At 70.8% G+C, this 20463-nt stretch carries 22 protein-coding genes and 1 pseudogene; 8 read left to right on the top strand and 15 right to left on the bottom strand.

What is annotated here, in order from left to right:
• Positions 1-84: 84 nt before the first annotated feature.
• The gene (locus DEJ47_RS17910; protein WP_055570172.1) at positions 85-393 is read right to left on the bottom strand and encodes a hypothetical protein; all 309 of its coding nucleotides are present in this window, start codon (positions 391-393) and stop codon (positions 85-87) included.
• Between the two features lie 482 nt (positions 394-875).
• Here DEJ47_RS17910 and DEJ47_RS17905 point away from each other — a divergent pair, with 482 nt between their 5' ends.
• Positions 876-1058 carry a hypothetical protein gene (locus tag DEJ47_RS17905; protein WP_150169570.1) on the top strand — a complete coding sequence of 61 codons (183 nt, stop codon included), beginning with the start codon at positions 876-878 and terminating at the stop codon, positions 1056-1058.
• Between the two features lie 451 nt (positions 1059-1509).
• Here DEJ47_RS17905 and DEJ47_RS17900 read toward each other — a convergent pair whose 3' ends face one another.
• The 6 genes from DEJ47_RS17900 to DEJ47_RS17875 all read right to left on the bottom strand — a co-directional run bounded on the left by DEJ47_RS17900 (position 1510) and on the right by DEJ47_RS17875 (position 6576).
• Positions 1510-2247 carry a DUF4232 domain-containing protein gene (locus DEJ47_RS17900; RefSeq protein WP_150169567.1) on the bottom strand — a complete coding sequence of 246 codons (738 nt, stop codon included), beginning with the start codon at positions 2245-2247 and terminating at the stop codon, positions 1510-1512.
• 252 nt (positions 2248-2499) lie between these two features.
• The gene (locus DEJ47_RS17895; protein ID WP_150169565.1) at positions 2500-3180 is read right to left on the bottom strand and encodes a hypothetical protein; all 681 of its coding nucleotides are present in this window, start codon (positions 3178-3180) and stop codon (positions 2500-2502) included.
• A gap of 80 nt (positions 3181-3260) precedes the next feature.
• Positions 3261-3971 carry a hypothetical protein gene (locus DEJ47_RS17890; protein WP_150169563.1) on the bottom strand — a complete coding sequence of 237 codons (711 nt, stop codon included), beginning with the start codon at positions 3969-3971 and terminating at the stop codon, positions 3261-3263.
• Positions 3972-4016: 45 nt separating this feature from the next.
• On the bottom strand, positions 4017-5315 hold the full coding sequence (locus DEJ47_RS17885; protein ID WP_150169561.1) for a hypothetical protein: 1299 nt from the start codon (positions 5313-5315) through the stop codon (positions 4017-4019).
• Positions 5315-6121: an ATP-binding cassette domain-containing protein gene (locus tag DEJ47_RS17880; RefSeq protein ID WP_150169559.1), complete on the bottom strand. Its 807-nt coding sequence runs from the start codon at positions 6119-6121 to the stop codon at positions 5315-5317. The genes DEJ47_RS17885 and DEJ47_RS17880 overlap by 1 nt, the downstream gene beginning before the upstream one ends.
• A 32-nt stretch (positions 6122-6153) precedes the next feature.
• Positions 6154-6576 (bottom strand): hypothetical protein, encoded by a 423-nt coding sequence (locus DEJ47_RS17875; protein ID WP_150169557.1) that lies wholly within the window; start codon positions 6574-6576, stop codon positions 6154-6156.
• A 324-nt stretch (positions 6577-6900) separates the two neighbouring features.
• On the opposite strand from DEJ47_RS17875, the gene DEJ47_RS17870 reads away from it, so the two are divergent.
• The 3 genes from DEJ47_RS17870 (at position 6901) to DEJ47_RS37370 (ending at position 9111) form a co-directional block, all read left to right on the top strand.
• Positions 6901-7911: an NlpC/P60 family protein gene (locus tag DEJ47_RS17870; protein ID WP_150169555.1), complete on the top strand. Its 1011-nt coding sequence runs from the start codon at positions 6901-6903 to the stop codon at positions 7909-7911.
• A gap of 268 nt (positions 7912-8179) precedes the next feature.
• Complete coding sequence (locus DEJ47_RS17865) at positions 8180-8920, top strand: phosphatase PAP2 family protein (protein ID WP_150169553.1); 741 nt, start codon at positions 8180-8182, stop codon at positions 8918-8920.
• A complete protein-coding gene (locus DEJ47_RS37370; RefSeq protein ID WP_190415901.1) occupies positions 8920-9111 on the top strand; it encodes a hypothetical protein in 192 nt (63 codons plus the stop codon). Before DEJ47_RS17865 ends, DEJ47_RS37370 begins: the two co-directional genes overlap by 1 nt.
• Here the strand turns inward: DEJ47_RS37370 and DEJ47_RS37645 are convergent.
• The 4 genes and pseudogenes from DEJ47_RS37645 to DEJ47_RS17845 form a co-directional block, all read right to left on the bottom strand.
• Positions 9066-9575: pseudogene (locus tag DEJ47_RS37645) on the bottom strand (sortase domain-bontaining protein); the annotation flags it as partial. The gene DEJ47_RS37370 and the pseudogene DEJ47_RS37645 sit on opposite strands and share 46 nt — an antisense overlap.
• Before the next feature lie 23 nt (positions 9576-9598).
• Complete coding sequence (locus DEJ47_RS17855) at positions 9599-10621, bottom strand: hypothetical protein (RefSeq protein WP_150169551.1); 1023 nt, start codon at positions 10619-10621, stop codon at positions 9599-9601.
• 190 nt (positions 10622-10811) lie between these two features.
• Positions 10812-12407, bottom strand: coding sequence for an FAD-binding oxidoreductase (locus DEJ47_RS17850; RefSeq protein WP_150169549.1), 1596 nt, complete (start codon positions 12405-12407; stop codon positions 10812-10814).
• 117 nt (positions 12408-12524) lie between these two features.
• Positions 12525-12755 carry a hypothetical protein gene (locus DEJ47_RS17845; RefSeq protein WP_150169547.1) on the bottom strand — a complete coding sequence of 77 codons (231 nt, stop codon included), beginning with the start codon at positions 12753-12755 and terminating at the stop codon, positions 12525-12527.
• 116 nt (positions 12756-12871) lie between these two features.
• Between DEJ47_RS17845 and DEJ47_RS17840 the strand changes: the two genes are divergently transcribed.
• On the top strand, positions 12872-13771 hold the full coding sequence (locus DEJ47_RS17840; RefSeq protein WP_398337637.1) for a hypothetical protein: 900 nt from the start codon (positions 12872-12874) through the stop codon (positions 13769-13771).
• 90 nt (positions 13772-13861) lie between these two features.
• Entirely contained in the window at positions 13862-14062 is a 201-nt protein-coding gene (locus DEJ47_RS17835) for a hypothetical protein (protein WP_150169545.1), read from the top strand.
• A 751-nt stretch (positions 14063-14813) separates the two neighbouring features.
• Here DEJ47_RS17835 and DEJ47_RS17830 read toward each other — a convergent pair.
• The gene (locus tag DEJ47_RS17830; RefSeq protein ID WP_150169543.1) at positions 14814-15194 is read right to left on the bottom strand and encodes a metal-sensitive transcriptional regulator; all 381 of its coding nucleotides are present in this window, start codon (positions 15192-15194) and stop codon (positions 14814-14816) included.
• A 388-nt stretch (positions 15195-15582) separates the two neighbouring features.
• On the opposite strand from DEJ47_RS17830, the gene DEJ47_RS17825 reads away from it, so the two are divergent.
• Together DEJ47_RS17825 and DEJ47_RS17820 are read left to right on the top strand one after the other, a co-directional pair.
• Entirely contained in the window at positions 15583-16203 is a 621-nt protein-coding gene (locus DEJ47_RS17825) for a DUF47 domain-containing protein (RefSeq protein WP_055567145.1), read from the top strand.
• A 9-nt stretch (positions 16204-16212) separates the two neighbouring features.
• Positions 16213-17211 carry an inorganic phosphate transporter gene (locus tag DEJ47_RS17820; RefSeq protein ID WP_150169541.1) on the top strand — a complete coding sequence of 333 codons (999 nt, stop codon included), beginning with the start codon at positions 16213-16215 and terminating at the stop codon, positions 17209-17211.
• A 284-nt stretch (positions 17212-17495) separates the two neighbouring features.
• Here DEJ47_RS17820 and pstB read toward each other — a convergent pair whose 3' ends face one another.
• Genes pstB through pstC form a run of 3 tightly spaced genes read right to left on the bottom strand, consistent with a single transcriptional unit; the run spans position 17496 to position 20420 of the window.
• Entirely contained in the window at positions 17496-18272 is a 777-nt protein-coding gene (pstB, locus tag DEJ47_RS17815) for a phosphate ABC transporter ATP-binding protein PstB (RefSeq protein WP_150169539.1), read from the bottom strand.
• A 55-nt stretch (positions 18273-18327) separates the two neighbouring features.
• On the bottom strand, positions 18328-19401 hold the full coding sequence (pstA, locus tag DEJ47_RS17810; RefSeq protein ID WP_150169537.1) for a phosphate ABC transporter permease PstA: 1074 nt from the start codon (positions 19399-19401) through the stop codon (positions 18328-18330).
• Positions 19398-20420 carry a phosphate ABC transporter permease subunit PstC gene (pstC, locus tag DEJ47_RS17805; protein WP_150169535.1) on the bottom strand — a complete coding sequence of 341 codons (1023 nt, stop codon included), beginning with the start codon at positions 20418-20420 and terminating at the stop codon, positions 19398-19400. Before pstC ends, pstA begins: the two co-directional genes overlap by 4 nt.
• Positions 20421-20463: the final 43 nt, after the last annotated feature.

Genomic DNA, 20463 nt, shown 5'->3' with positions numbered 1-20463 from the left:
GACGTGGCGACGTAGGGGACGTGGGGGATGTGGGGGACAGGGGGACGTGGGATGGGAGACGGCTGAGGTCTGCGCGGGGGACCGCTAGACCGCCATGCCGTAGACGATCGTGAACAGTGTGCCCAGGGACCCGATGATGAAGACCCCGGTGAGGCCCGCGATGATCAGACCCTTGCCCTGTTCCGCACTGAACGTGTCACGCAGCGCCGTCGCGCCGATGCGCTGCTTCGCCGCGCCCCAGATCGCAATGCCGAGACAGAGGAGGATGGCGATCGCCATCACGACCTCGATCATCACGCGCGCCTCGTTGCCCAGGCTCCCGAAGGGACCCCAGTCGGGGGCGATCCCGCCGATGATGGTGGTGATGTCGCCCTTTTCGGCTGCCATAAGCATGTGTAACTCACCGCCCCTAGTGGGTTGTTCTGTCACCTCTGCCCACTCGGTGCAGAGGACAGCTCATTGTCGCCGACAATCGGGCCCGCGCATGTCGCCTTGGCGCCATTCGTTGGCTGACTTCGTACGTTTCCTCGTACGCGAGGTCCGGTGACTCTGTGTATCACGCGGTACGACGCCGGGCAATGACGGCCCGGCGTGCCCCTGACCAGGTGTTAAGTCGGCCCGAGCCCGGCGGTGCCGCGGGTAACGAAGGAGCAGTCGGTGTAGCGGTACGCGGGGCTGAGCCTCACACCGTCGGCTCGATTGCGTACGCCCGCCCGCTTGTAGAGGAAGTGGTACGTGCCCGCGGGCAGTCGCAGCGTGGTCCTCGGGTACTTCGTGACGCCGGTCCGGCAGGCGTCGTCGCCCCGGGACCCGGTGGCGTAAATGCGGCATGACGCGCAGTTCTCCAGCTTGACGGTGCCGGTGGCGGGGCCGGTGTGGAGGATCTCCAGCGGGCCGGGGCCGAGGTTGGCGACGACCAGTTCGACCGTGCCGCCTCCTCGTCCCGTGGTGCGGGACGGCGGCAGGCGGTGGCCCGCGGCGGGGCGTTCCGCCGCGATCTCCGCGGCGACGGCGATGTCCTCGGCGCGGTCCCGCTTCCCGTTGCCTGGTTCGTGTAGGCGCCGTCCTTGAACTCGTCGATCCCGCAGGCGTAGACGCCGCGCTCCACGGCACGGGCGGTGGCCGCGCGCAGGGCACGGGTGTCGAGGGTGTCCGGGGTGCCGTCGGGGAGCGTGTCGGTGGTCCGGTCCAGGGCGCGCAGATCGTCGACGTCGGTGCAGGGGCGGAGGTGGCTCCGGATCCGGAGCCCTTGAGCGCGTCCGAACGGGTGTCTGGCGGCTGCCCCCGGCCGTGACGCGGCGCGCCGTGGGCGGTCGTCGGAGTACGCAGAGGCCGCATGACGCCCAATTCACCCACCATCGACGCTGATTGCGGTCACGTCAATTGCCGGGAGCCGGGTGGTATGGAGGGGGTTGAACCCCTGTGGCCAGGGCATTCCGCCTGGCCACAGGGGTCACATACGTACGTCGGGGCGTACGTATGGTCCTCCGGGTGCCCGAGGGCCGTGTCTCAGCCCGCGGGGGAGTCGCTGACCGTGCCGACCGGGCTGATCGACAGCTTCGGGCCACCGGAGGGGGCATCGGGGTTGGCCACGGGGAGGGAGCCCGCGGGCCAGGCGATGGTGACGGTCTTCGTCTCGTTCGGCGGCGTCACGAGGATCTTGGAGACGCGCACGCCGGAGCCACCGCTGTTGTTGATGGGGAACGTGATGTTGAAGGCGGCGGACTCGCCGTCCTTGAGGACGCCCGCGTGGGGCTTCTCGCCGTTGCGGTCGACGGAGAGGGTGTCGCCGGTGGCGGTCTTGAGGTCGACGCCCGCGTAACCGTTGATGGTGCAGTCGCGGCCGCCGCCGTTCTCGAGCTGGACGGTGACGACGCCTTCCGTCTTGTCGGTGCTGTTGTCGACGGCGGAGACCTCCAGCTCGTCGCTGCGGCAGATGCCGGTCTTGCCGCCGGTGTCGGAGCCGGTGCCGGCACCGGTGCCCTGGCCACTGTCGTTGCCGCCGCTCTTGCCCTGGCCGCCGCCGGCGCTGTCGTTGCCGCCGGTGCTGCCGGAGGTCCCGCCGCCGGACCCCTGGTCGGACCCGCCGCCCGAGCCGCCGCTGCCGCCCGTCGTGGCGCTGGAAGCGGTGTCGGGGGACCCCGCCCCCGTGTTGCCGGTGTCGTCTCCGTTGCAGGCGGTCAGGCCGAGCGTGCTGATCAGCGCGAGACCGGCGAGGAGGGTCTTGGTGGCGTGCGTGTGCTTCATGAGGGGTCCCCGTGAGGTGGTGTGGATCCAGCTTGCTGGGCCGGGCGAGGCCGGGGTGTTCGGCCTGCTCCACAGCGAAGCGGGTGCCTCGGGGGCGGGGCAAGGAGTGCCGGACGATCAGGAACGCTGGAACGCTCGCATGCCACCTGACCTGCGTAAACGTCCATTCCCTGGAACGCCGCGGTGGGACGCGGGAGGGAGTGTGGCGGGTGCGCGGGTGCGCGGGTGTGGCGGAGATGGCGGGTGTGGGGGTCAGCGTTCGTCCGCGGGAACGCCGTACCAGCGCCACGTGGTGCGGCGGGGCCGGCCGGGGAGGGTGCCGCGTCCGGTGGCCCACAGAAGGACGTCCCACGGACCGGCGTCACCGTCACCCGTCCCGGCGTCCGCCACCACGTCCGGGAAGAGGCGGCCGAGGACGCGGGCGCAGAGGTCGGCGGGCGGATCCCACAGGTGGCCGATGCCGAGCCCGTGCGCGATGTCGTACGTGTGGACGAGCGTCTCCAGGATCCCCATCGCGGCGAATCCCTCGGGGTCGGAGACGCCCCAGCCATGGTGGGCGCGGACCGTCGAGGGCGTGGTCGCGACCATGCCGGTGAGCAGGGCGCCGCACGACTCCAGGACCTGCAACAGCCCGGCGACCCCGCCCTCGTGGTCGGCGAAGGTGACGTTGGAGGGGCCGCCGTGCCGCCGCCGGTACCAGAGGAAGGGCACCTCGCGGTCCAGCGGCGGCTGCTCGGGGCCGAGCTGCGCGGCGTACGCGAAGAGGTCGTCCGCGAGATGCTCGACCGTCTCCCAGCAGTCCCACTCCAGGCCTCCGGCCTTGCTGCTCCAGTCGGCGTCGGCGGGGGCTTCGCGGAGGACGGCCACGGCCAGCCGTACGGCGGCGGTGACGTCTGCGGCGGTGACGGGGGCGGCGTCCGGGGTGTTGGGCATGGCGGGACGGTAGCAGTGGGGGTGTAGGGCGTGACCAGAGGTTTTCGTCGGGGTCCGGGCGCCCCCGACGCCCGCGCCCCTCAGTTCTGCTCCGCCCGTTCCGACTGCCGGGGCCCCGCTGTCGCGGAGGCGCAGGTGCCCAGCACCCAGAGCAGCACGGCGGTGATCATCGCCGGGGTGTGGGTCGACGGGTGGAGGGACCAGGCCCAGGGTTCGGGGGTGTTGTCGCTGCCCACGCCGAGGAGCAGCGTGGGGCCGAACATGGCCAGCGGGAGCAGCCAGGCCAGGCCGCTGCCGAAGAGGCGGGCGCTGAGCATGGCGAGGCCGAGGTAGCCGATGACGTTGCGGGCCGCCGAGACGAAGACGTCGGTCGTGGCGCCCGCGACGAGGGGCAGTGCGGTCAGACCCAGGGCCAACGCCAGCAGCGTGACCAGGTACAGGGCCCTGTGGCGGGTCATCGGCTGGGCCGACGTCTGTTCCAGGTCGGCCATGGGGGAGAAGAGCGTCGTGGCCAGGATGACCGCGTGGGCGAGCGGGACGATCTCGGCGACGGGGACGCTGAAGTCGACCAGGTAGCGGAATTCCGGTACCGCCACGCTCTGGCCCGCGAACGCGGTCGCCGCCAGGGCCACGAGCAGGGCGACGCCTGCCGCGCGGGGCAGGCCCCGGCAGCGTACGAAGGACAGGACAGGGGTCAGTCGGGGGTCGTGGAGCCCGCTTTCGCGGGGGGTCTCCTCGGGCTCGGCCGACGGGCGGTTCGGGCGGGTCGGCTCGGGGTTCGTAGGGGGCATCGCGGCGCGTCGATTCGCTCGGGGCAGCCGTGGGAGCTGCGACGGCTAGGGGAGTTCGGGGACCGGCCGGCACGCGCGGATGGCGCCCGCCGCCGCCTCGATCCACCGGTCCTGCTTCGCGCGCGGAGCGCCGGTGATGCGTTCGAGGGCGCGGCCGAACTCCTCGCCGTAGTACTCGCTCGGGGCGCCGATGCGGGCGCGTACGGCGGCTTCGAAGAGGAATGTGTCGGGGTAGCCGCCGGCCGACTTGAGGAGGTGTGGTTCGCACGTCGAGGACCTGGGCCGGGGGAGGGCCGCCGAGAACATCGCGTCGGTCAGGTCGTCCTTGGTCGCCGCCGGTGACATGAGGGGGAGTTCGGCGGTGGCTCCGGACGGGCGGTCGAGGCCGTCGGCGTAGAAGGCGCGGTTGAGTCCGGCGAGGGAGCCGAGCCCCGAGTCGACGGTCCGCACGGCGGCGCGGGCCCGGGGCAGGAGATGGCGGTCGTCCGGCCACAGGCACGCCTTCGTGCGGCCGCTGGTCGTGCAGAGCGGCTGCGCGGGCTGTTCCTTGCGTACGGCCCAGTACGAGTCGGGCACGGGCGTGCGGAAGGCCACGAGAGTGCCGCCCGCGACGAGCGCGGCCACCGCGAGCGCGCCGAGCGCGACCGGCCGGGGCGTGAGGGCGGCGCCGCGCCGGAGCGCGGGCAGCGCGGTGAGGACGAGCCCGAACGCCAGGCACCAGGCGACGGCGACGAGCATGCGCGTCGTGTTGGGCTCGAACTCCGAGCTCCAGAATTCGTCTATCGCGGGGAACAGCTTGTCGAGCGGGGTGTCGGGGACGAACGCGACGACGACGAACAGGCTGTACCAGAACACGCCCGCGAAGGGGGCGACCACGCGCGAGGGCAGGGCCGAGCCGACGGCGACGCCGACGGCGATCTCCAGGCCCATCATGCCCGCGCCGAGCAGCAGCGGCGTCCACGCGGGTTCGCTGACGTCGCTGACTCCCGCGGTGCGGGAGAAGGCGACGGCGATCAGCACCGCGTACGCGAGCAGGGCCCAGAGCCAGGCCGCGAGCCAGAGCAGCAGCGACTGCGCCCAGCCGCCGCGGGCGGCGGTGTCGGCCCAGAGCCGGGTGCGGTGGCGGAAGGCGCGGCCCGCGCTCCAGGCGGCCGCGGCGCTCATCACGGAGCCCATCACGATGACGGCGAACAGTTGGACCTGGAGGCTGGTCTGCGTCCACCAGCCGATCCAGTCGCTCTCGTCGGGGCTCTCCGCGGTGAAGTAGTAGACGCCGACGGCGCCCATGAGGGCGGCGCCCCACTTGGCCTCGCCGCGGCGCATTTCGGTGAGGAGTACGCGCATCAGCCGGCCACCGCTTCCGTGCCCGCGAGATGCAGATATCCGGCTTCCACGGCTCCGCCGTCGATGTCTCCGATGTCCGCGCCGCCTGCGTCACCGTGGGGCAGGGCGCACAGCTCGGCAACCGTGCCCGTGAACCGGACCGTGCCCTCCAGGAGGACGGCGACGCGGTCGCACACGTGGGCCACGTCCTCGGCGAGGTGGGTGCTCATCACCACCGCGCAGCGGTCGCCCAACTCCTTGATGAGCTTGCGGAACCCGACGCGCTGGGCCGGGTCGAGGCCCACGGTCGGCTCGTCGAGGAGGACGAGGGAGGGTTCGTTGACCATGGCCTGCGCGATGCCGACGCGGCGCAGCATGCCGCCGGAAAGAGCGCCCATCTTCGCGCCCGCGTGCTTCTCCATCTGCACCAGACGCAGCGCCTCCCGGGCGCGTTCGCGGCGCTGTGCGGCGGGCACCTTGCGCAGCCATGCGGCGTACTCGGTGAACTCGAGGACGGTGAAGCGGGGGTAGTACCCGAAGGACTGCGGCAGCACCCCGATCTGCTTGCGCAGCCGCTGCACGCGCGTCCGTCTTGGGGTCTCGCCCAGGAGGGTCACGTCGCCGGACTTCGGCCTGCGGGCCGTGCTGAGCAGCGACAACAGGGTGCTTTTCCCCGCCCCGTTGGGGCCGAGGAGGCCGGTGACGCCGGCGGGGAAGGTGAGGGAGACGTCGTCGAGGGCGGTCGTCGAGCCGTACCGGACGGTGACGCCCGCGACCGCCGCGACCGGCTGGGAGCCGGTCGCGGCGGCGCTGTGGGAGGTGCTCACGTGATTCCTGAGTCCTGAATCCTGAGTCGAGATCAGTTCTGGGCGTTCACGTAACCGTAGGCCCGGCTGCCGGGGATACCGGCCCAGGTGGCCTTGGTGTAGTACTTGCCACTGGTGCTGGTGCCCTTGTACGCACCGCAGCCGTAGCCCTGCTTGTAGCTGCGGGACGTGCTAGCGATCTTGGGGTCGGGGCGGAAGCTCTTGTCCTGGTAGATGTACGCGCTGAACGTACGCGTGTCGTTCACCGGCACATCGCCGCAGGCCTTGGCGTGACCGCTGCTCTTGCCCTTCCAGCGGTCACCGTCTTCCTTGCTTCCCCCGGTGGAGAGGGCGAACGGCAGCCGGCTGCCACTGATCTCCGCGGCCACCGCACCCACGGCGGGCACGCTGATGGCAACCGCCGTCAGCGCCCCCACGACCGCGAGCTTGCGCTTCCCCGTAAAACGCTTGCGCATGAACTCTCCTAAAATCACGACGAATTGGTCGTAACCGCTTGGTCGCCGATCATGTTAGGTGCGGAATCTCACGCTCCGTAGGGCATCAGTTCGACTGTGTACATGGTCACGAACGGGGCGGACGTGCGTGCCGGTGCTTGATCGCCGGGAAATGGCCTGATATCGGCGCTGCCGGGGTCGGCGCCCACGGGTGCACGGCGGCTACCGGTGGCTCCGCCGCGTCGTTCACGTGCTCCAGGTACGACGACATGAGCCCCCAATTCGTGAGGCGATCGCCGTACACTTGGCGCCGGTGGACTACCGGGCGGTGAGGGGTGGTTGACGGTGCGTAAGGCGTGGGTCGTCGCGTCTGTCGGGATCGGCGGGGCCCTCAGCTTCATCGCGCTGCTCGTCGTCGGGACGTACATGGCCGCGGGGAGCATGGCCAACGGGGTCGGCGGCGGGTCCGTGGGACTCGCCAAGGGGGCCGTGCCCGCCACCTATCAGCCCCTGGTGCAGAAGTGGGGCAACCTCTGCAAGGCCATCAACCCGGCGCTGCTCGCAGCTCAGCTCTACCAGGAGAGCGGGTTCAATCCGCGTGCCACGAGTCCGGCCAAGGCGCAGGGGATAGCGCAGTTCATCCCGGGGACCTGGGCGTCGCACGGCCTGGACGGGGACGGTGACGGCGATCGGGACGTGTGGGATCCGAAGGATGCCATTCCGTCCGCTGCCTCGTACGACTGCAAGCTCGCCGGATACGTGAAGGACGCGCCCGGAGACCCCACGAAGAACATGCTCGCCGCGTACAACGCGGGCGCGTACGCCGTCATCAAGTACGGCGGTGTCCCGCCCTACAGCGAGACGCAGAACTACGTGAAGACCATCACCGACCTCTCGAAGAGCTTCGCCCGGCCCGTCGGCCGCGTGGAGCCCTCCAAACAGGCGGCCGGTGCCATCTACTACGCCCAGAAGAAGCTGGGCACCCTCTACCTCTGGGGCGGCAACGGCACGCCGGAGCAGGGCGGCCGCTTCGACTGCTCCGGGCTCACCCTCGCCGCGTACCGCTCCGTGGGCGTCACGCTGCCACGCGTCGCCAACGACCAGTACAACGCGGGCCCGCACCCCAAGAGGGAGGAACTCCTCCCCGGCGACCTCGTCTTCTTCTCGGACGACCTGACCAATTCCCGCGCCATCCGCCACGTCGGCATCTACGTCGGCGGCGGTTACATGATCAACGCGCCGCGGACCGGCGCCGTCATCCGCTTCGACCGCATCGACACCCCTGACTACTTCGGCGCGACGCGTGTCACGGAGGACGGGGCCAAGGCCGTGCCCGCGAAGCCGACCGAAGTGTGAAGGTTGCCGGCCGAAGTGCGCGAGACCTCGTTGAGGATGGGATCCACGGGGTATGTGTGTGTGATGTGGCTTGAACCCTCCGTCAGAACACTCCTCTGAGCTGCAGCGATGCATCTCTCTTCGGTAACGTCTGAGTGATCTTTCGGTGGAGGGTGGAACGTAGGACGGGGGACAGGGCGTTCCCTTGACTGGACCGACCACGGGGGTTGATGGACAGGGCGCACAGAACGGTGCGCCCACGGGCTAGGAGACAAGGGGCCGCAGCGCCATGGCTGGACTCGATGAATCCGGGTCGAACCCCGACGTCGGCCTGCTCTACGACATCAATGGCCTGGCCAAGGACACTCCGTCCTGGCTCGACGGTGCCATCACGTTCGTCGGCGAGTACGGCCTGTTGCTCGCCCTCGTCCTCCTCGTTCTGTGGTGCTGGTGGGGTCAGCGCAAGCGCGGCACCCTCGACGACGCCGCCTCTTCGGTCGCCGCCGTCGTCTGGGCCCCCCTCGCCGCGGGCATCGCGGTTCTCGTCAACATCCCCATCCGCAGCTTCGTGGAACGCCCGCGTCCGTTCCGCGTCCACCGCGGTGTCGAGCTCCTCGTGGACGGCAAGAACGACTACTCCTTCGTCAGCGACCACGCCACCCTCGCCATGGCCATCGGCGCCGGACTCTTCGTCGCCAACCGGAAGTTCGGCATCGTCGGCCTCGGCCTCGCCGCCGTCGAGGGCTTCTGCCGCGTCTTCATGGGCGTGCACTACCCGACGGACGTCGTCGGCGGCTTCGCGCTCGGCACCGCCGTCGCCCTGCTCCTCTCGCCGCTCGCCATGGCGCTCCTCACGCCGCTCACCAAGATGATCGGCCGCTCCGGCCGGGCGGGGTGGCTGGTGTGGGACCGGAAAGTCGCTCCTGTCGCGGCGCCGCTGAACGGGACGGCGACGACTCGTGCGGGAGGGACGGCGGGAGCGCAGGGAGCGGCGTCGGTGGATCCGGACGAGAGGGATCTCGCGGCGTAGTGCTCTTCGCCGACGGACTGAGGGCCGGGCCGGTGCTTCTCGTCGGCGGGGTGACGGCCGGGCTCGTGTTCCTCTCCGGTGTCGCCACGCGCGCCGCGCTCACCACCACGTTCGAGTCCCAGTGGCCGTTCCTGCCGATGCGGCCCCCGCAGGTGATCAGGCGCAGTTGGGCGCCGATCGCGGGCGCGTAGACCGTGGCGGTGGGGAAGTCCGCCGTACGGTACGTGGCGACCTCCGTGACATTGAACGTCGTACGCCGCCCCGCCGCCGTCCTCGTCTCGATCCGGTCGCCGGGGCGCAGGCGGTCGAGCCGGGCGAAGACGGCGTCCCGGTAGCCCCGGCGGCCCCGTCCTCCCCGTTCCGCGGGCGCGTCGCGGTGGCCCACGAGGATCGCGGGGCCCCGGTCACCCGGGCGTGGCCCCAACTCGTACCAGCCCACCTTCAGGGCGTCCCGGAACGGCGGCACCTCCAGCGCGCCCTGCCGGTCGAGGCCGACCGGCAGGACATCCGCGTCGACACCGATCGCGGGGATTCGGATGCGGCCCTCGGGGGCCGGGGAGGGTGGCGGGCCGTCGCCCAACGAGGGCGCCGTGGCGAGGAGGGTGGCCGCCGCGAGCAGCAAGGGGGCGGCCGCGCGGCGCAGGGGGCGGTGCACGGGGCGCCTCGGGGTGCGGCGGTTCAGGGGCGGTCCGGGCCGGTGTCCGGGCCCGTGCCGGAGCCCGGGGCCGTGCCGGTCTCCGTGCCCGGGGCCACGGCGTGCGCGTGCGCCTTGCGTCGGCGCAGCAGCCAGACACCCACGCCTGCCGCCGCGCCGGTCACCGCCGCGGAGACGAACGTGAGGGGGCCCGACGCGGGGTGCTCACCCTCGGCCGTGGCGTGGGTCGCGCCGCCTCGGGCGGCGCCGGACGGGGTGGCCTGGAGGGCGCCGACGTTCGCGTCCGGGGACTTGGTGGCGGTGGACGTGTTCGGGGTGCTCGGGGTGGGGGCCGGGGGCGTGTACGGGTTCGCGGGCGGCTGGGATGCCGCTTCCGTCGCGGTGTCCGAGGGGGCGTCCGTGGAGGCGTTCGCGGAAGAGGGCGGGCTTGTGGATGCCTTCGGGGACGGGGACTTCTCCGCGGACGTGGACGATGTCTCGGGGACCTCCGACTTGTCGGTGCCGTCGGCATCGGTGTCGGCATCGGAATCGGAGTCGCCGTCCGTCCCCGCGCCCCCGCCCAGCTTCTTGCCGTCCGCGCCGAGCAGGCTCCAGCCCTTCACGTCCTGGCCCTTGGGGGCCTGCCCCTTCTCGTCGCCCTTGTAGTAGTAGAGGGGGCGGGTCTCGTAGATGACCTGCGGCTTGTCGGCGTTCTGCGCGTCGTCGCCGGTCTGGGCGGTCTGGCCCGTGACGTCGTCGGCCTTGGTGGGGTAGCCGATCGCCGCCGGCCAGTCGGTGGCGCACTTCCCGGTGCAGTCGGGGGTGTCGGCGTCGTCGGCGTCGCGCGTGTAGAGCGGGTTGCCGTTCTTGTCGGCGAGCGCCTTGCCCTTCGGGGTGTCGATGAGCGTCAGCCGCTCGGGCTCGGTGGGCTTGTCCAGGGCGATGGCAGGGGCCGCCAGGGCGAGGACGGCCGCCGCGGCCGCTGTCGCCGTGACGGCGGCTGCGCGCGGGGTGCCGGAAGGTGTGCGTGTGCGTATGCGTATGAGCGTGCTGCGGGGTGGGGTCATGCCCCCAGGCCACCCGTGTCCAGCGGGGTGGGCCACCTGGGGGCGTGTCGGACGGGGCCGAACGGGTTGCGGCAGCCGCCGGGCGGGTGACGGGGGTTGGTGCCCGGTCCCTGACAGCGCCGGACGGGTGAAGAGGTGGGTGCCCGGTTTCCCGACCGCCCGGGGGCCTGTCCGGTTGCCCGGGTGGCGTCTAGAGCGCCTGCGGGAAGTCGAAGAACCGCGTGGGGTCGTACTGCTTCTTCAACTTCTTCAGCCGCGGCGCCGCCGCCCCGTAGTACGCCTCGCGCCAGTTCGTCAGCGTCGAGTCGGTGTAGTTCTGGTACGCGGCACCGGACGCGTGACGCCCCATGGCCCCGTGCGCCTTTTTCAGCCACGCCCGCGCGGGCGAGCCCGACGTGCCCGCGCGCCACGACGCGATGTACTGCGCCAGCATCCGCGAGCGCCGGTGCACGAACGCCGTCGCCGTCGGGTCGACCCGGTTGATCGCGCCGCCGAGCGCGGTGAGCGCGATGCTGCCGCCGCTCGCGCCCGTCACGTTCTCGATCTGCGACAGCAGCGTGCGGATGCCCGCCGCCGAGAGGGAACGGTCGAAGAAGTCCGAACTCGCCGCGTACGTCTCGCGCTTGAGTGCACCCGTCGGGGTGCGGCCCGGCGTCGTGCCGGGAAGGTGGCACTGGGCATCGGTGGCGAAGGACGAGCAGCCCGCGTACACCTCCATCGACTCCTCGTACGTACGCCGCTTCAGGGAGACGCTGCGCGCCGGTGCGCCGATCTTGTCGGCGAGGCGGTCGACGGCGTTCTGCAGTTCGCCGTACGTCCCGAGGGAGAAGCACGCGACGGACACGGTCGGCGTGCCGCCCGGCGTGTTCGCGAGGTGCGCGGACGACCAGATCTCGTCCGGCTGGTCCGGGCCCCACTCCTGCCACGCCTTGATGACCGCGGCCGCCTTCGACCAGGGCCACGTCATGTAGGCGGAGACGCCCTGGGGCGCGGCGTGCGTGCGGAAGCCGAGTTCGGTGACGATGCCGAAGTTGCCGTTGCCCGCGCCGCGCAGCGCCCAGAACAGCTCCTTGTGCTCCGACTTGGAGACCGTGAGCTCCTTGCCGTCCGCCGTCACGATCTTCGCGGAGGTGAGGCTGTCGCAGGTCAGGCCGTACGCCCGCGACACCACGCCGTGGCCGCCGCCGAGCGTGAGCCCCGATATGCCGACGGTCGGGCACGAGCCCGCGGGGATCGTGACGCCCTTCGCCGCGAGCGAGCGGTAGACGTCGATGAGCTTGGCGCCGCCGCCGATGGTGGCGGAACCGCCGCTCGCGCGTATCTTGCTCAGCTTCGACACGTCGATGATCAGCCGGCCGTTGCCGGACGACCAACCCGCGTAGGAGTGGCCGCCGTTGCGGATCGCGACCTTCGTGCGGTGTGCGCGGGCGTACGCGAGGGCGGTACGGATGTCGTCCGGGTGCGCGACGTAGGCCACGGCGGTGGGCTTCAGGTCGTCGTACCGCGTGTTGTACAGCTGCCGCGCCGCCGCCCACTTGGCCTGGCCGGGCTGGACGAGGGTGCCGTCCAGGTCGCGGGCGAGCGCCTTGAGGGTCGCGGGGGAGGAGGAGGCGGCGCTGGAGGTTCTGATGGGGGTGCCGCCGCCGGATGCGGTGGTTCCGGTACCGGTTGCGGTGCCGCTGCCGGACGAGGTGCTTCCGGTGTCCGTCCTCGTGCTGGTGCAGCCCGCGACCGTGGCGGCGGCCAGGGTGGCCGCCGTTGTGCCGATGAATGTACGTCGTTCCATGACGCCTCCCGTTGCTTCCCGAGGACGAGACGGTGTGGGGGGCGCGGGGGTTCCTTCGTGGGCGGGGGCGGGTCGAGGTGGGGGCGGGTCGGGGCGGGATGGGATGGGGTGTGGGGGTCAGGGGGACGCTTCGTGTTCCGTGCCGTCCGTCCGTGCCTTGCTGCGGGCCCGACGGGCCGGGCCGCGCCATCCGCAGGTGCAGTGGGCCGCGGTGAAGCGGCCCTTCTCGACCGTCGTGGTGCGGTGGGCTGTCGCGGGTTCGGCTGACGCGGGGGCGACGGTCGTGGGGTCGGACGCCGTGGGGTCGGCTGCCGTGGGGCGGGCTGAGGGGGCTTGCTGGTCGGCCACACGGTCACCGTACCGATCCCGGGTGAACGGCCGCCCGCGTGACGGGTCAACGTACCGGTCGTTAGGGGAACGACGGGGGAAGTCGCAGGCGGACAACGCTTGGGGGTAGGCAGGCGATGGTGCACCGGCAGAGGCACACGGGTGGCGCGGGCGCCGCGGACGCCGCGGATACTGCGGGCGGCGCGCGTGACGCGCGGGGTGCGCGCGGTGCTGGTGGCGCGGTCGTCGCGGCCGTCGGGGCCGTCGCGTTCGGGCTGATGGCCGTCACCTCCGGATGTTCGCCTTCCGGTGCCGTCGCCGACGGCAGCGGCCCCGGCGATCCGGCCGACGCCGTGCGCGGGTCCGCCGACTCCCTCGTCCGCGCGGGGAGTTCGAAGGCGTCGACCTCCATGGAGATGGCCAGCGGCGGTACGCGTGTGACCATCCGCGGCAAGGGCGTCTACGACTTCGCGCGGCAGGTCGGACGGTTCCAGGTGGTGCTCCCGCAGGATCCCGCGGGTGCCGACGAGCACCGGCCCATCACCGAGCTGATGGCCGCGGGAGCGCTGTACATGAAGAACCGGGGGGCCGGGGTGCCCTCCGACAAGTGGGTGCGGATCGAGACACGTTCGCTGTCCGACGGGAATCTCGTCACCGGTGGCGCCACGGATCCCCTCGCGGCGGCGGAACTGCTGCGCGGGGCGCGGAAGGTGGGGTTCGTGGGCGAGGAGCGGGTCGGTGGTGTGGACGTACGGCACTACCGCGGCGTCGTCGACGTGCGTGCCGCTGCCCGTGCTGCTTCCGCAGGTCAGCGCGGTGCGCTGAGGGTGGCGGCGGCGAAAGGGTTCAGCAAGGGCAGCGTTCCGTTCGACGTCTACCTCGACGACGAGGGGCGCGTGCGGAAGCTGCGGCAGCGGTTCGCCGTGTCCGACGCGAACGTGGCGTCGACCACGTTGCTCTACGGGTTCGGGGTGCGGGCGAAGGTGCGACTTCCGGCCGAGAAGGACATCTATGCCGGGAAGATTGCGGGTCCGTAGTCGCGTACGGCTGGTGGAAATGGTCCGTCCGTGCCATGCGCGGTGCGTAGACCGCTCCCTACCCTAGGAAGTCGGCATCAGGAAGAGGTGATGAACGTGGCTCCGATGCGTGGCGGTACGGCGGTTCAGGACCACGTCGCCCTCGCCGAGATCGAACTGTGCGGGGAACTCATCATTGCGGCGAGTGCGGCGGCCGAGCGGTTGAGCTTTGACCGGATCGACGAGGTGTTGCAGGTTGCCGAACGGGGTGAGGGGACGCCCGGCGAGGACCGGGCCCGGCTCTCCCCTTGACGGGGGGTCCGCTTGACGGGGGCCGCGCGGGTTGCTCGCCGCGCCGCGGCGACGGGCCCCACACCCGTGAACCCGGCACCGGGGTGGCCCCGGCCCTCTCGCCGAAGCGGCCAACCCGCCGCTCCGCGGCGACCCGCCCCACCCACCGACCCGTGCGCCCCGGACCGACCCGTGCGCCCCGGACCGGGGGTGTGCCGACGGGCGCCCCGTGCCTAGCCCCCCGCATCCTGGGTGGTGCTGCCTAGCCGCCGCTTCGCGGCGATGCGACCCGCCCACCCACCCGTGCACCCCGCACCGGAAGGTGACCGATGGGGTGGCCCGTGACTGCAACGCCCTGCCCCCAGGGTGGTGCTGCCTACCCGCCGCCTCACGGCGATGCGCCCCACCCACCCGTGCGCCCCGCACCGATGGGTGGGCGGGTGGCGAAAAGCCCGCGCAGCGGGCACGCGGCGCGGAGGGGGCGCAGGGTCCCTAGGGGGCGTGCGAGGGGTGCCCGCAGCGGCCGTGCACCTCGTACCGATGGGCGGGCGGGTGGGGAGGAGCCCGCGCAGCGGGCACGCAGTGCCGGTTGAGTGCCGGGTGCTGCGGAGGCGCGCGGTGTGGGTGGGGTGGTTCCCGGGGCCGCTGCGGGCAGGCGGCGGGGTGCGGTGCGGGTGACTGCGGCGCGGGGGTGTGGCGTGGGGGTTGTGGTGAGGGGGGCCGCCTGGGGGCCCGCGCCGGGTAGTGGGAGCCCTTGGGCTGCGTGGGAGCGTTACGTTCGCATCATGCGGGCGATCGCCTTCGTCGCTTCCTCGACCTTCGCGTCGATCTCCGCGCCGCCCTTCACCGCCGCGTCGGCCACGCAGTGGCGCAGGTGCTCCTCCAAGAGCTGGAGCGCGAAGGACTGGAGCGCCTTCGTGCCGGCCGAGACCTGGGTGAGTATGTCGATGCAGTAGACGTCCTCCTCGACCATGCGCTGCAGACCGCGGATCTGGCCCTCGATGCGGCGCAGGCGCTTGAGGTGTTCGTCCTTCTGCTTGTGGTAGCCGTGCACCTCGTGCGCGGGGCCCTGGACCTCGTCGGAGGGTGCCTCAGGCGCCCCCGGGGTCGGTACGGCCGTGCCGGCCGCGTCGGCCGCCTCAGTGGTCGTCATGGCGTCCTCCTTCTGGACTTCGGATAGAGGGTAGGGGGTGGGGGAAGCAGGGGAGGGGGAAGGACCGGGGAGGGAGCGGCACGGGCAGTCCGTCGCGGGTGGGGCGGCGGAGCCGGGCGGCGTCGGCACGCTCGACGGCCTCGGCCTCTGAGATTTCCCGCACTTTTTCGCGTGTCGCGTCCGCCCTCGAACCTCGCCCCGCCGCCCTCCGGCCCCCGGAAACAGTGCCCATTTGCATACCCCCCGTGGGTATATCATAGCCGATTTTCCGGGGGGTGTGCTGATCACTGTGCCTGATGGGCGACACTGGGGGGCGGCCGGTTAGCCGTGGCCGGATGATGCGCCTAGCATCAGCCTGACCGCATCCAAAGCACCCCGAGGACCCCACGTGCGCTTTCGTCTGACCCCCAGGGAGACGAGCTTCTACGACATGTTCGCCGCATCCGCGGACAACATCGTCACGGGCTCGAAGCTCCTCATGGAACTGCTCGGAGCGGACTCTTCCGCACGGGCCGAGATCGCAGAGCGTATGCGGGCCGCGGAACACGCGGGAGACGACGCGACGCATGCGATCTTCCACCAGCTGAACTCCTCGTTCATCACGCCGTTCGACCGTGAGGACATCTACAACCTCGCGTCGTCCCTCGACGACATCATGGACTTCATGGAGGAGGCCGTCGACCTGGTCGTCCTCTACCAGGTCGAAGAGCTCCCCAAGGGCGTCGAGCAGCAGATCGAGGTGCTCGCGCGGGCCGCCGAGCTCACCGCGGAGGCCATGCCCAATCTGCGGACGATGGCCAACCTCACCGAGTACTGGATCGAGGTCAACCGTCTGGAGAACCAGGCCGACCAGATCCACCGCAAGCTCCTCGCCCAGCTCTTCAACGGCAAGTACGACGCCATCGAGGTGCTGAAGCTCAAGCAGATCGTGGATGTGCTGGAAGAGGCCGCCGACGCCTTCGAGCACGTGGCGAACACTGTGGAGACCATCGCGGTCAAGGAGTCCTGAGGCCTCGCCATGGACACCTTTGCTTTGGTCGTGACCATTGGCGTCGCGCTCGGATTTACGTACACGAACGGCTTTCACGACTCCGCGAACGCCATCGCCACATCCGTCTCCACCCGTGCGCTGACGCCCCGCGCGGCGCTCGCCATGGCCGCGGTGATGAACCTCGCCGGTGCCTTCCTCGGCAGCGGCGTCGCCAAGACGGTGAGTGAGGGGATCATCGAGACCCCGCACGGCGACAAGGGGATGTGGATCCTCTTCGCGGCGCTCATCGGCGCCATCGTGTGGAACCTGATCACCTGGTACTTCGGCCTGCCCTCGTCCTCGTCGCACGCCCTCTTCGGCGGCATGGTCGGCGCGGCGCTCGCGGGCGGCATCGGGGTCATCTGGTCCGGCGTCGTCGACAAGATCGTCATCCCGATGTTCCTGTCGCCGGTGGTCGGCCTCGTCGCCGGTTATCTGGTGATGTGCGCGATCATGTGGATGTTCCGCAAGTCCAACCCGCACAAGGCCAAGCGCGGCTTCCGCATCGCGCAGACGGTCTCGGCGGCCGGCATGGCCCTCGGTCACGGTCTGCAGGACGCGCAGAAGACGATGGGCATCGTGGTGATGGCGCTCGTCATCTCCGATGTGCAGAGCGCCGATGCCCCCATTCCGATCTGGGTCAAGATCGCCTGTGCGCTGATGCTCTCGGCCGGTACGTACGCGGGCGGCTGGCGCATCATGCGCACCCTCGGCCGCAAGATCATCGAGCTGGACCCGCCGCAGGGCTTCGCCGCCGAGACGACCGGCGCGGGCATCATGTTCACCACGGCGTTCATGTTCCACGCGCCGATCTCGACGACGCACGTCATCACCTCCGCGATCATGGGTGTGGGCGCGACGAAGCGGGTGAACGCGGTGCGGTGGGGTGTCGCCAAGAACATCATCCTGGGCTGGTTCATCACCATGCCGGCCGCCGCCATCGTGGCAGCGCTGAGTTTCTGGGCCGTGGATCTGGCGTTCCTGTAGCGCGTCCGTGTGTGTCCGCAGCCGGTGTCCCGGCTGGGGGTCCGGGGGTTATTCCCCGGGGGATGCAGCATCACGATGCCGGCCGCCGCCATCGTGGCGGCGCTGAGTTTCTGGGCCGTGGATCTGGCGTTCCTGTAGCGCACCGTACGTACCGCACCGTACATACCGCACATGGAAGGGCCCGCCCCCGGGAGCCAGGGGCGGGCCCTTCTTGGTGTCCCTGCGGTGGCACCGCCATGCAGCACCGCGGGGAGTCTCGTGGCCGGAAGTCGGCGCGGCGCCGCTCAGCCGAAGCGGCCCGAGATGTAGTCCTCGGTGGCCTGGACCGACGGGTTGGAGAAGATCCGCTCCGTGTCGTCGATCTCGATGAGCTTGCCGGGCTGGCCGACGGCGGCCAGGTTGAAGAACGCCGTGCGATCCGAGACGCGCGCCGCCTGCTGCATGTTGTGCGTCACGATGACGATCGTGAAGCGCTCCTTCAGCTCGCCGATCAGGTCCTCGATGGCGAGGGTCGAGATCGGGTCGAGGGCCGAGCAGGGCTCGTCCATGAGCAGGACGTCCGGCTCGACCGCGATCGCCCGCGCGATGCACAGACGCTGCTGCTGACCGCCGGAGAGGCCGGAACCGGGCTTGTTGAGGCGGTCCTTGACCTCGTTCCAGAGGTTCGCGCCCTTGAGGGACTTCTCGACGATGTCGTTCAGTTCGCTCTTCTTGTACGAGCCGTTGAGCTTGAGGCCCGCGGCGACGTTGTCGAAGATCGACATCGTGGGGAACGGGTTCGGGCGCTGGAAGACCATGCCGATCGTGCGGCGCACGGCCACCGGATCCACGCCGCTGCCGTAGAGGTCCTCGTCGTCCAGGAGCACCTTGCCCTCGACACGGCCGCCGGGCGTGACCTCGTGCATGCGGTTGAGCGTGCGCAGGAACGTGGACTTGCCGCAGCCGGACGGGCCGATGAAGGCGGTCACGGAGCGGGGCTCCACGGTCATGGAGATGTCGTCGATCGCCTTGTGGGAGCCGTAGAAGGCGGTCAGGCCCGATACGTCGATTCGCTTGGCCATGGGATCACTGCTTTCGAAAAGGTGGAGCGTGCTGAGGGTCGCTGATGTGGCCGCCTCAGCGGCCCGTCTTGGGGGCCTTCCAGCGCGCTACGGCGCGTGCCGCCATGTTGAGGATCATGATGAAGCCGATGAGGGCGAGCGCCGCGGCCCAGGCCCGGTCGTACGACGCCTGTGTGCCGGCCGCGTACTGCTGGTAGATGTACAGCGGCAGCGAGCCCTGCGCCCCGTCGAACGGGTTCGTGTTGATCAGGGGGTTCACCCAGACCAGGAGCAGGACCGGCGCGGTCTCGCCGGCGATGCGGGCCACCGCGAGCATGACGCCCGTGGTGATGCCGCCGATCGCGGTCGGCAGGACGACCTTGAGGATCGTCCGCCACTTCGGCACGCCGAGGGCGAGCGACGCCTCGCGCAGCTCGTTCGGGACGAGCTTGAGCATCTCCTCGGTGGAGCGCACGATCACCGGCATCATCAGGATGGCGAGCGCCATGGCGCCGGCCCAGCCGGAGTAGTCGAACTCGAGGATGAGGATCCAGAAGCTGAGGACGAACAGGCCCGCGACGATCGAGGGGATGCCGGTCATGACGTCCACGAAGAACGTGACGGTCTTGGCGAGCTTCCCGCGCCCGTACTCGACGAGGTAGACCGCGGTGAGCAGGCCGATCGGCACGGCGATCACGGAGGCGAGGAGCACCTGCTCCAGGGTGCCGATGATCGCGTGGTAGATGCCGCCGCCGGTCTCCTCGTCGGCCACGACGCCCATGGAGTGGGTCAGGAAGTAGCCGTCGAAGACCTTGATGCCGCGCTGCACGGTCTCGTAGATCAGCGAGGCGAGCGGGACCACGGCGAGCAGGAACATGACCCACACCAGCGAGGTGGCGAGGCGGTCCTTGGCCTGGCGGGTGCCCTCGACGGTCATCGCGAGGACGTACGAGCCGGTGATGAACAGGAGCGCGGCTATCAGGCCCCACTGGATGCGGCTCTCCAGGCCCGCCGCGGCGCCGATGCCGACGGCGACGGCGGCGGATCCCGCGGCCATGGCCGCCGGCGTCCAGCGGGGGAGCGTCGCGGCCTTGAGGGTGCTCGGCCGCTTGACGAGCGGGCCGGTGGGGGTGGGTGTCGTGGTGCTCATGCGTTGGCCCCCGAGTACTCCTTGCGGCGCGCGATGATCAGGCGGGCCGCGCCGTTGACCAGCAGCGTGATGATGAAGAGCACCAGGCCGGAGGCGATGAGCGCGTCCTGCCCGTACTCACTGGCCTCGTTGAACTTGCTGGCGATGTTCTGCGCGAAGGTGCCGCCGCCGTAGTCGAGCACCGAGGTGTTGATGAGGAAGTTCGGCGAGAGGACGGTGGCGACGGCGATCGTCTCGCCGAGCGCGCGGCCGAGGCCCAGCATCGAGGCGGAGATGATGCCGGAGCGGCCGAAGGGCAGCACCGACATGCGGATGACCTCCCAGCGCGTGGCGCCGAGGGCCAGTGCGGCCTCCTCGTGCATCTTCGGGGCCTGGAGGAAGACCTCGCGGCTCACGTTCGTGATGATCGGCAGGATCATGATCGCGAGGAGGATGCCGACGGTCATCAGGGAGCGCGGGGCCTCGCCGTTGTACGAGAAGACGCCGGTCCAGCCGAGGTAGTCGTCGAGCCAGCTGTAGAAGCCGGTGAGGTTGGGGGCGACCACGAGGGCGCCCCACAGGCCGTACACGATCGAGGGCACGGCGGCCAGCAGGTCGATCACGTAGGCGATGGGGGCGGCCAGCTTGCGCGGCGCGTAGTGCGAGATGAAGAGCGCGATGCCGATGGCGACGGGGACCGCGATCGCGAGGGCGATGATCGAGCTGACCACGGTGCCGAAGACCAGGACGGCGATGCCGAAGTACGGCTTGCCGTCGCTGTTGATGCCGGCGGGGTCCCACTCGAAGGTGGTGAGGAAGTTGCCGGTGTTGTCGGCGAGGGCGACGGTCGTGCGGTACGTCAGGAACGCGGCGATGGCCGCCATGATCACGAGGAGCACGATCCCGGAGCCACGGGAGAGGCCGAGGAAGATCTTGTCGCCGGGTCGGGTGGCGCCGCGTGCGGCTGCCTTGTCCACCGGGGCCGTCGGCTTGATGTCGTCGACAGGCGGGGATGCGGTCGTATTGCTTGGTATGTCCATGGGGTTCTCCGGTCTGCGGAGGCGCCGTGCGGGTGTCGCAGGC

Origin of the sequence: Streptomyces venezuelae (assembly GCF_008642355.1) — a bacterium.
GTDB classification, from domain to species: domain Bacteria; phylum Actinomycetota; class Actinomycetes; order Streptomycetales; family Streptomycetaceae; genus Streptomyces; species Streptomyces venezuelae_B.
Note: the sequence above shows the minus strand (reverse complement) of the source record. Positions and strands in the feature narration are given on the sequence as shown.

Bases quoted from the DNA above. Each gene is read 5' to 3' on its own strand.
- DEJ47_RS17910 (WP_055570172.1), bottom strand. From the start codon at position 393: ATGCTTATGGCAGCCGAAAAGGGCGACATCACCACCATCATCGGCGGG.
- DEJ47_RS17900 (WP_150169567.1), bottom strand. From the start codon at position 2,247: ATGAAGCACACGCACGCCACCAAGACCCTCCTCGCCGGTCTCGCGCTG.
- DEJ47_RS17895 (WP_150169565.1), bottom strand. From the start codon at position 3,180: ATGCCCAACACCCCGGACGCCGCCCCCGTCACCGCCGCAGACGTCACC.
- DEJ47_RS17890 (WP_150169563.1), bottom strand. From the start codon at position 3,971: ATGCCCCCTACGAACCCCGAGCCGACCCGCCCGAACCGCCCGTCGGCC.
- DEJ47_RS17885 (WP_150169561.1), bottom strand. From the start codon at position 5,315: ATGCGCGTACTCCTCACCGAAATGCGCCGCGGCGAGGCCAAGTGGGGC.
- DEJ47_RS17875 (WP_150169557.1), bottom strand. From the start codon at position 6,576: ATGCGCAAGCGTTTTACGGGGAAGCGCAAGCTCGCGGTCGTGGGGGCG.
- DEJ47_RS17865 (WP_150169553.1), top strand. From the start codon at position 8,180: ATGGCTGGACTCGATGAATCCGGGTCGAACCCCGACGTCGGCCTGCTC.
- DEJ47_RS17855 (WP_150169551.1), bottom strand. From the start codon at position 10,621: ATGACCCCACCCCGCAGCACGCTCATACGCATACGCACACGCACACCT.
- DEJ47_RS17850 (WP_150169549.1), bottom strand. From the start codon at position 12,407: ATGGAACGACGTACATTCATCGGCACAACGGCGGCCACCCTGGCCGCC.
- DEJ47_RS17840 (WP_398337637.1), top strand. From the start codon at position 12,872: ATGGTGCACCGGCAGAGGCACACGGGTGGCGCGGGCGCCGCGGACGCC.
- DEJ47_RS17835 (WP_150169545.1), top strand. From the start codon at position 13,862: ATGAACGTGGCTCCGATGCGTGGCGGTACGGCGGTTCAGGACCACGTC.
- DEJ47_RS17830 (WP_150169543.1), bottom strand. From the start codon at position 15,194: ATGACGACCACTGAGGCGGCCGACGCGGCCGGCACGGCCGTACCGACC.
- DEJ47_RS17820 (WP_150169541.1), top strand. From the start codon at position 16,213: ATGGACACCTTTGCTTTGGTCGTGACCATTGGCGTCGCGCTCGGATTT.
- pstB (WP_150169539.1), bottom strand. From the start codon at position 18,272: ATGGCCAAGCGAATCGACGTATCGGGCCTGACCGCCTTCTACGGCTCC.
- pstA (WP_150169537.1), bottom strand. From the start codon at position 19,401: ATGAGCACCACGACACCCACCCCCACCGGCCCGCTCGTCAAGCGGCCG.
- pstC (WP_150169535.1), bottom strand. From the start codon at position 20,420: ATGGACATACCAAGCAATACGACCGCATCCCCGCCTGTCGACGACATC.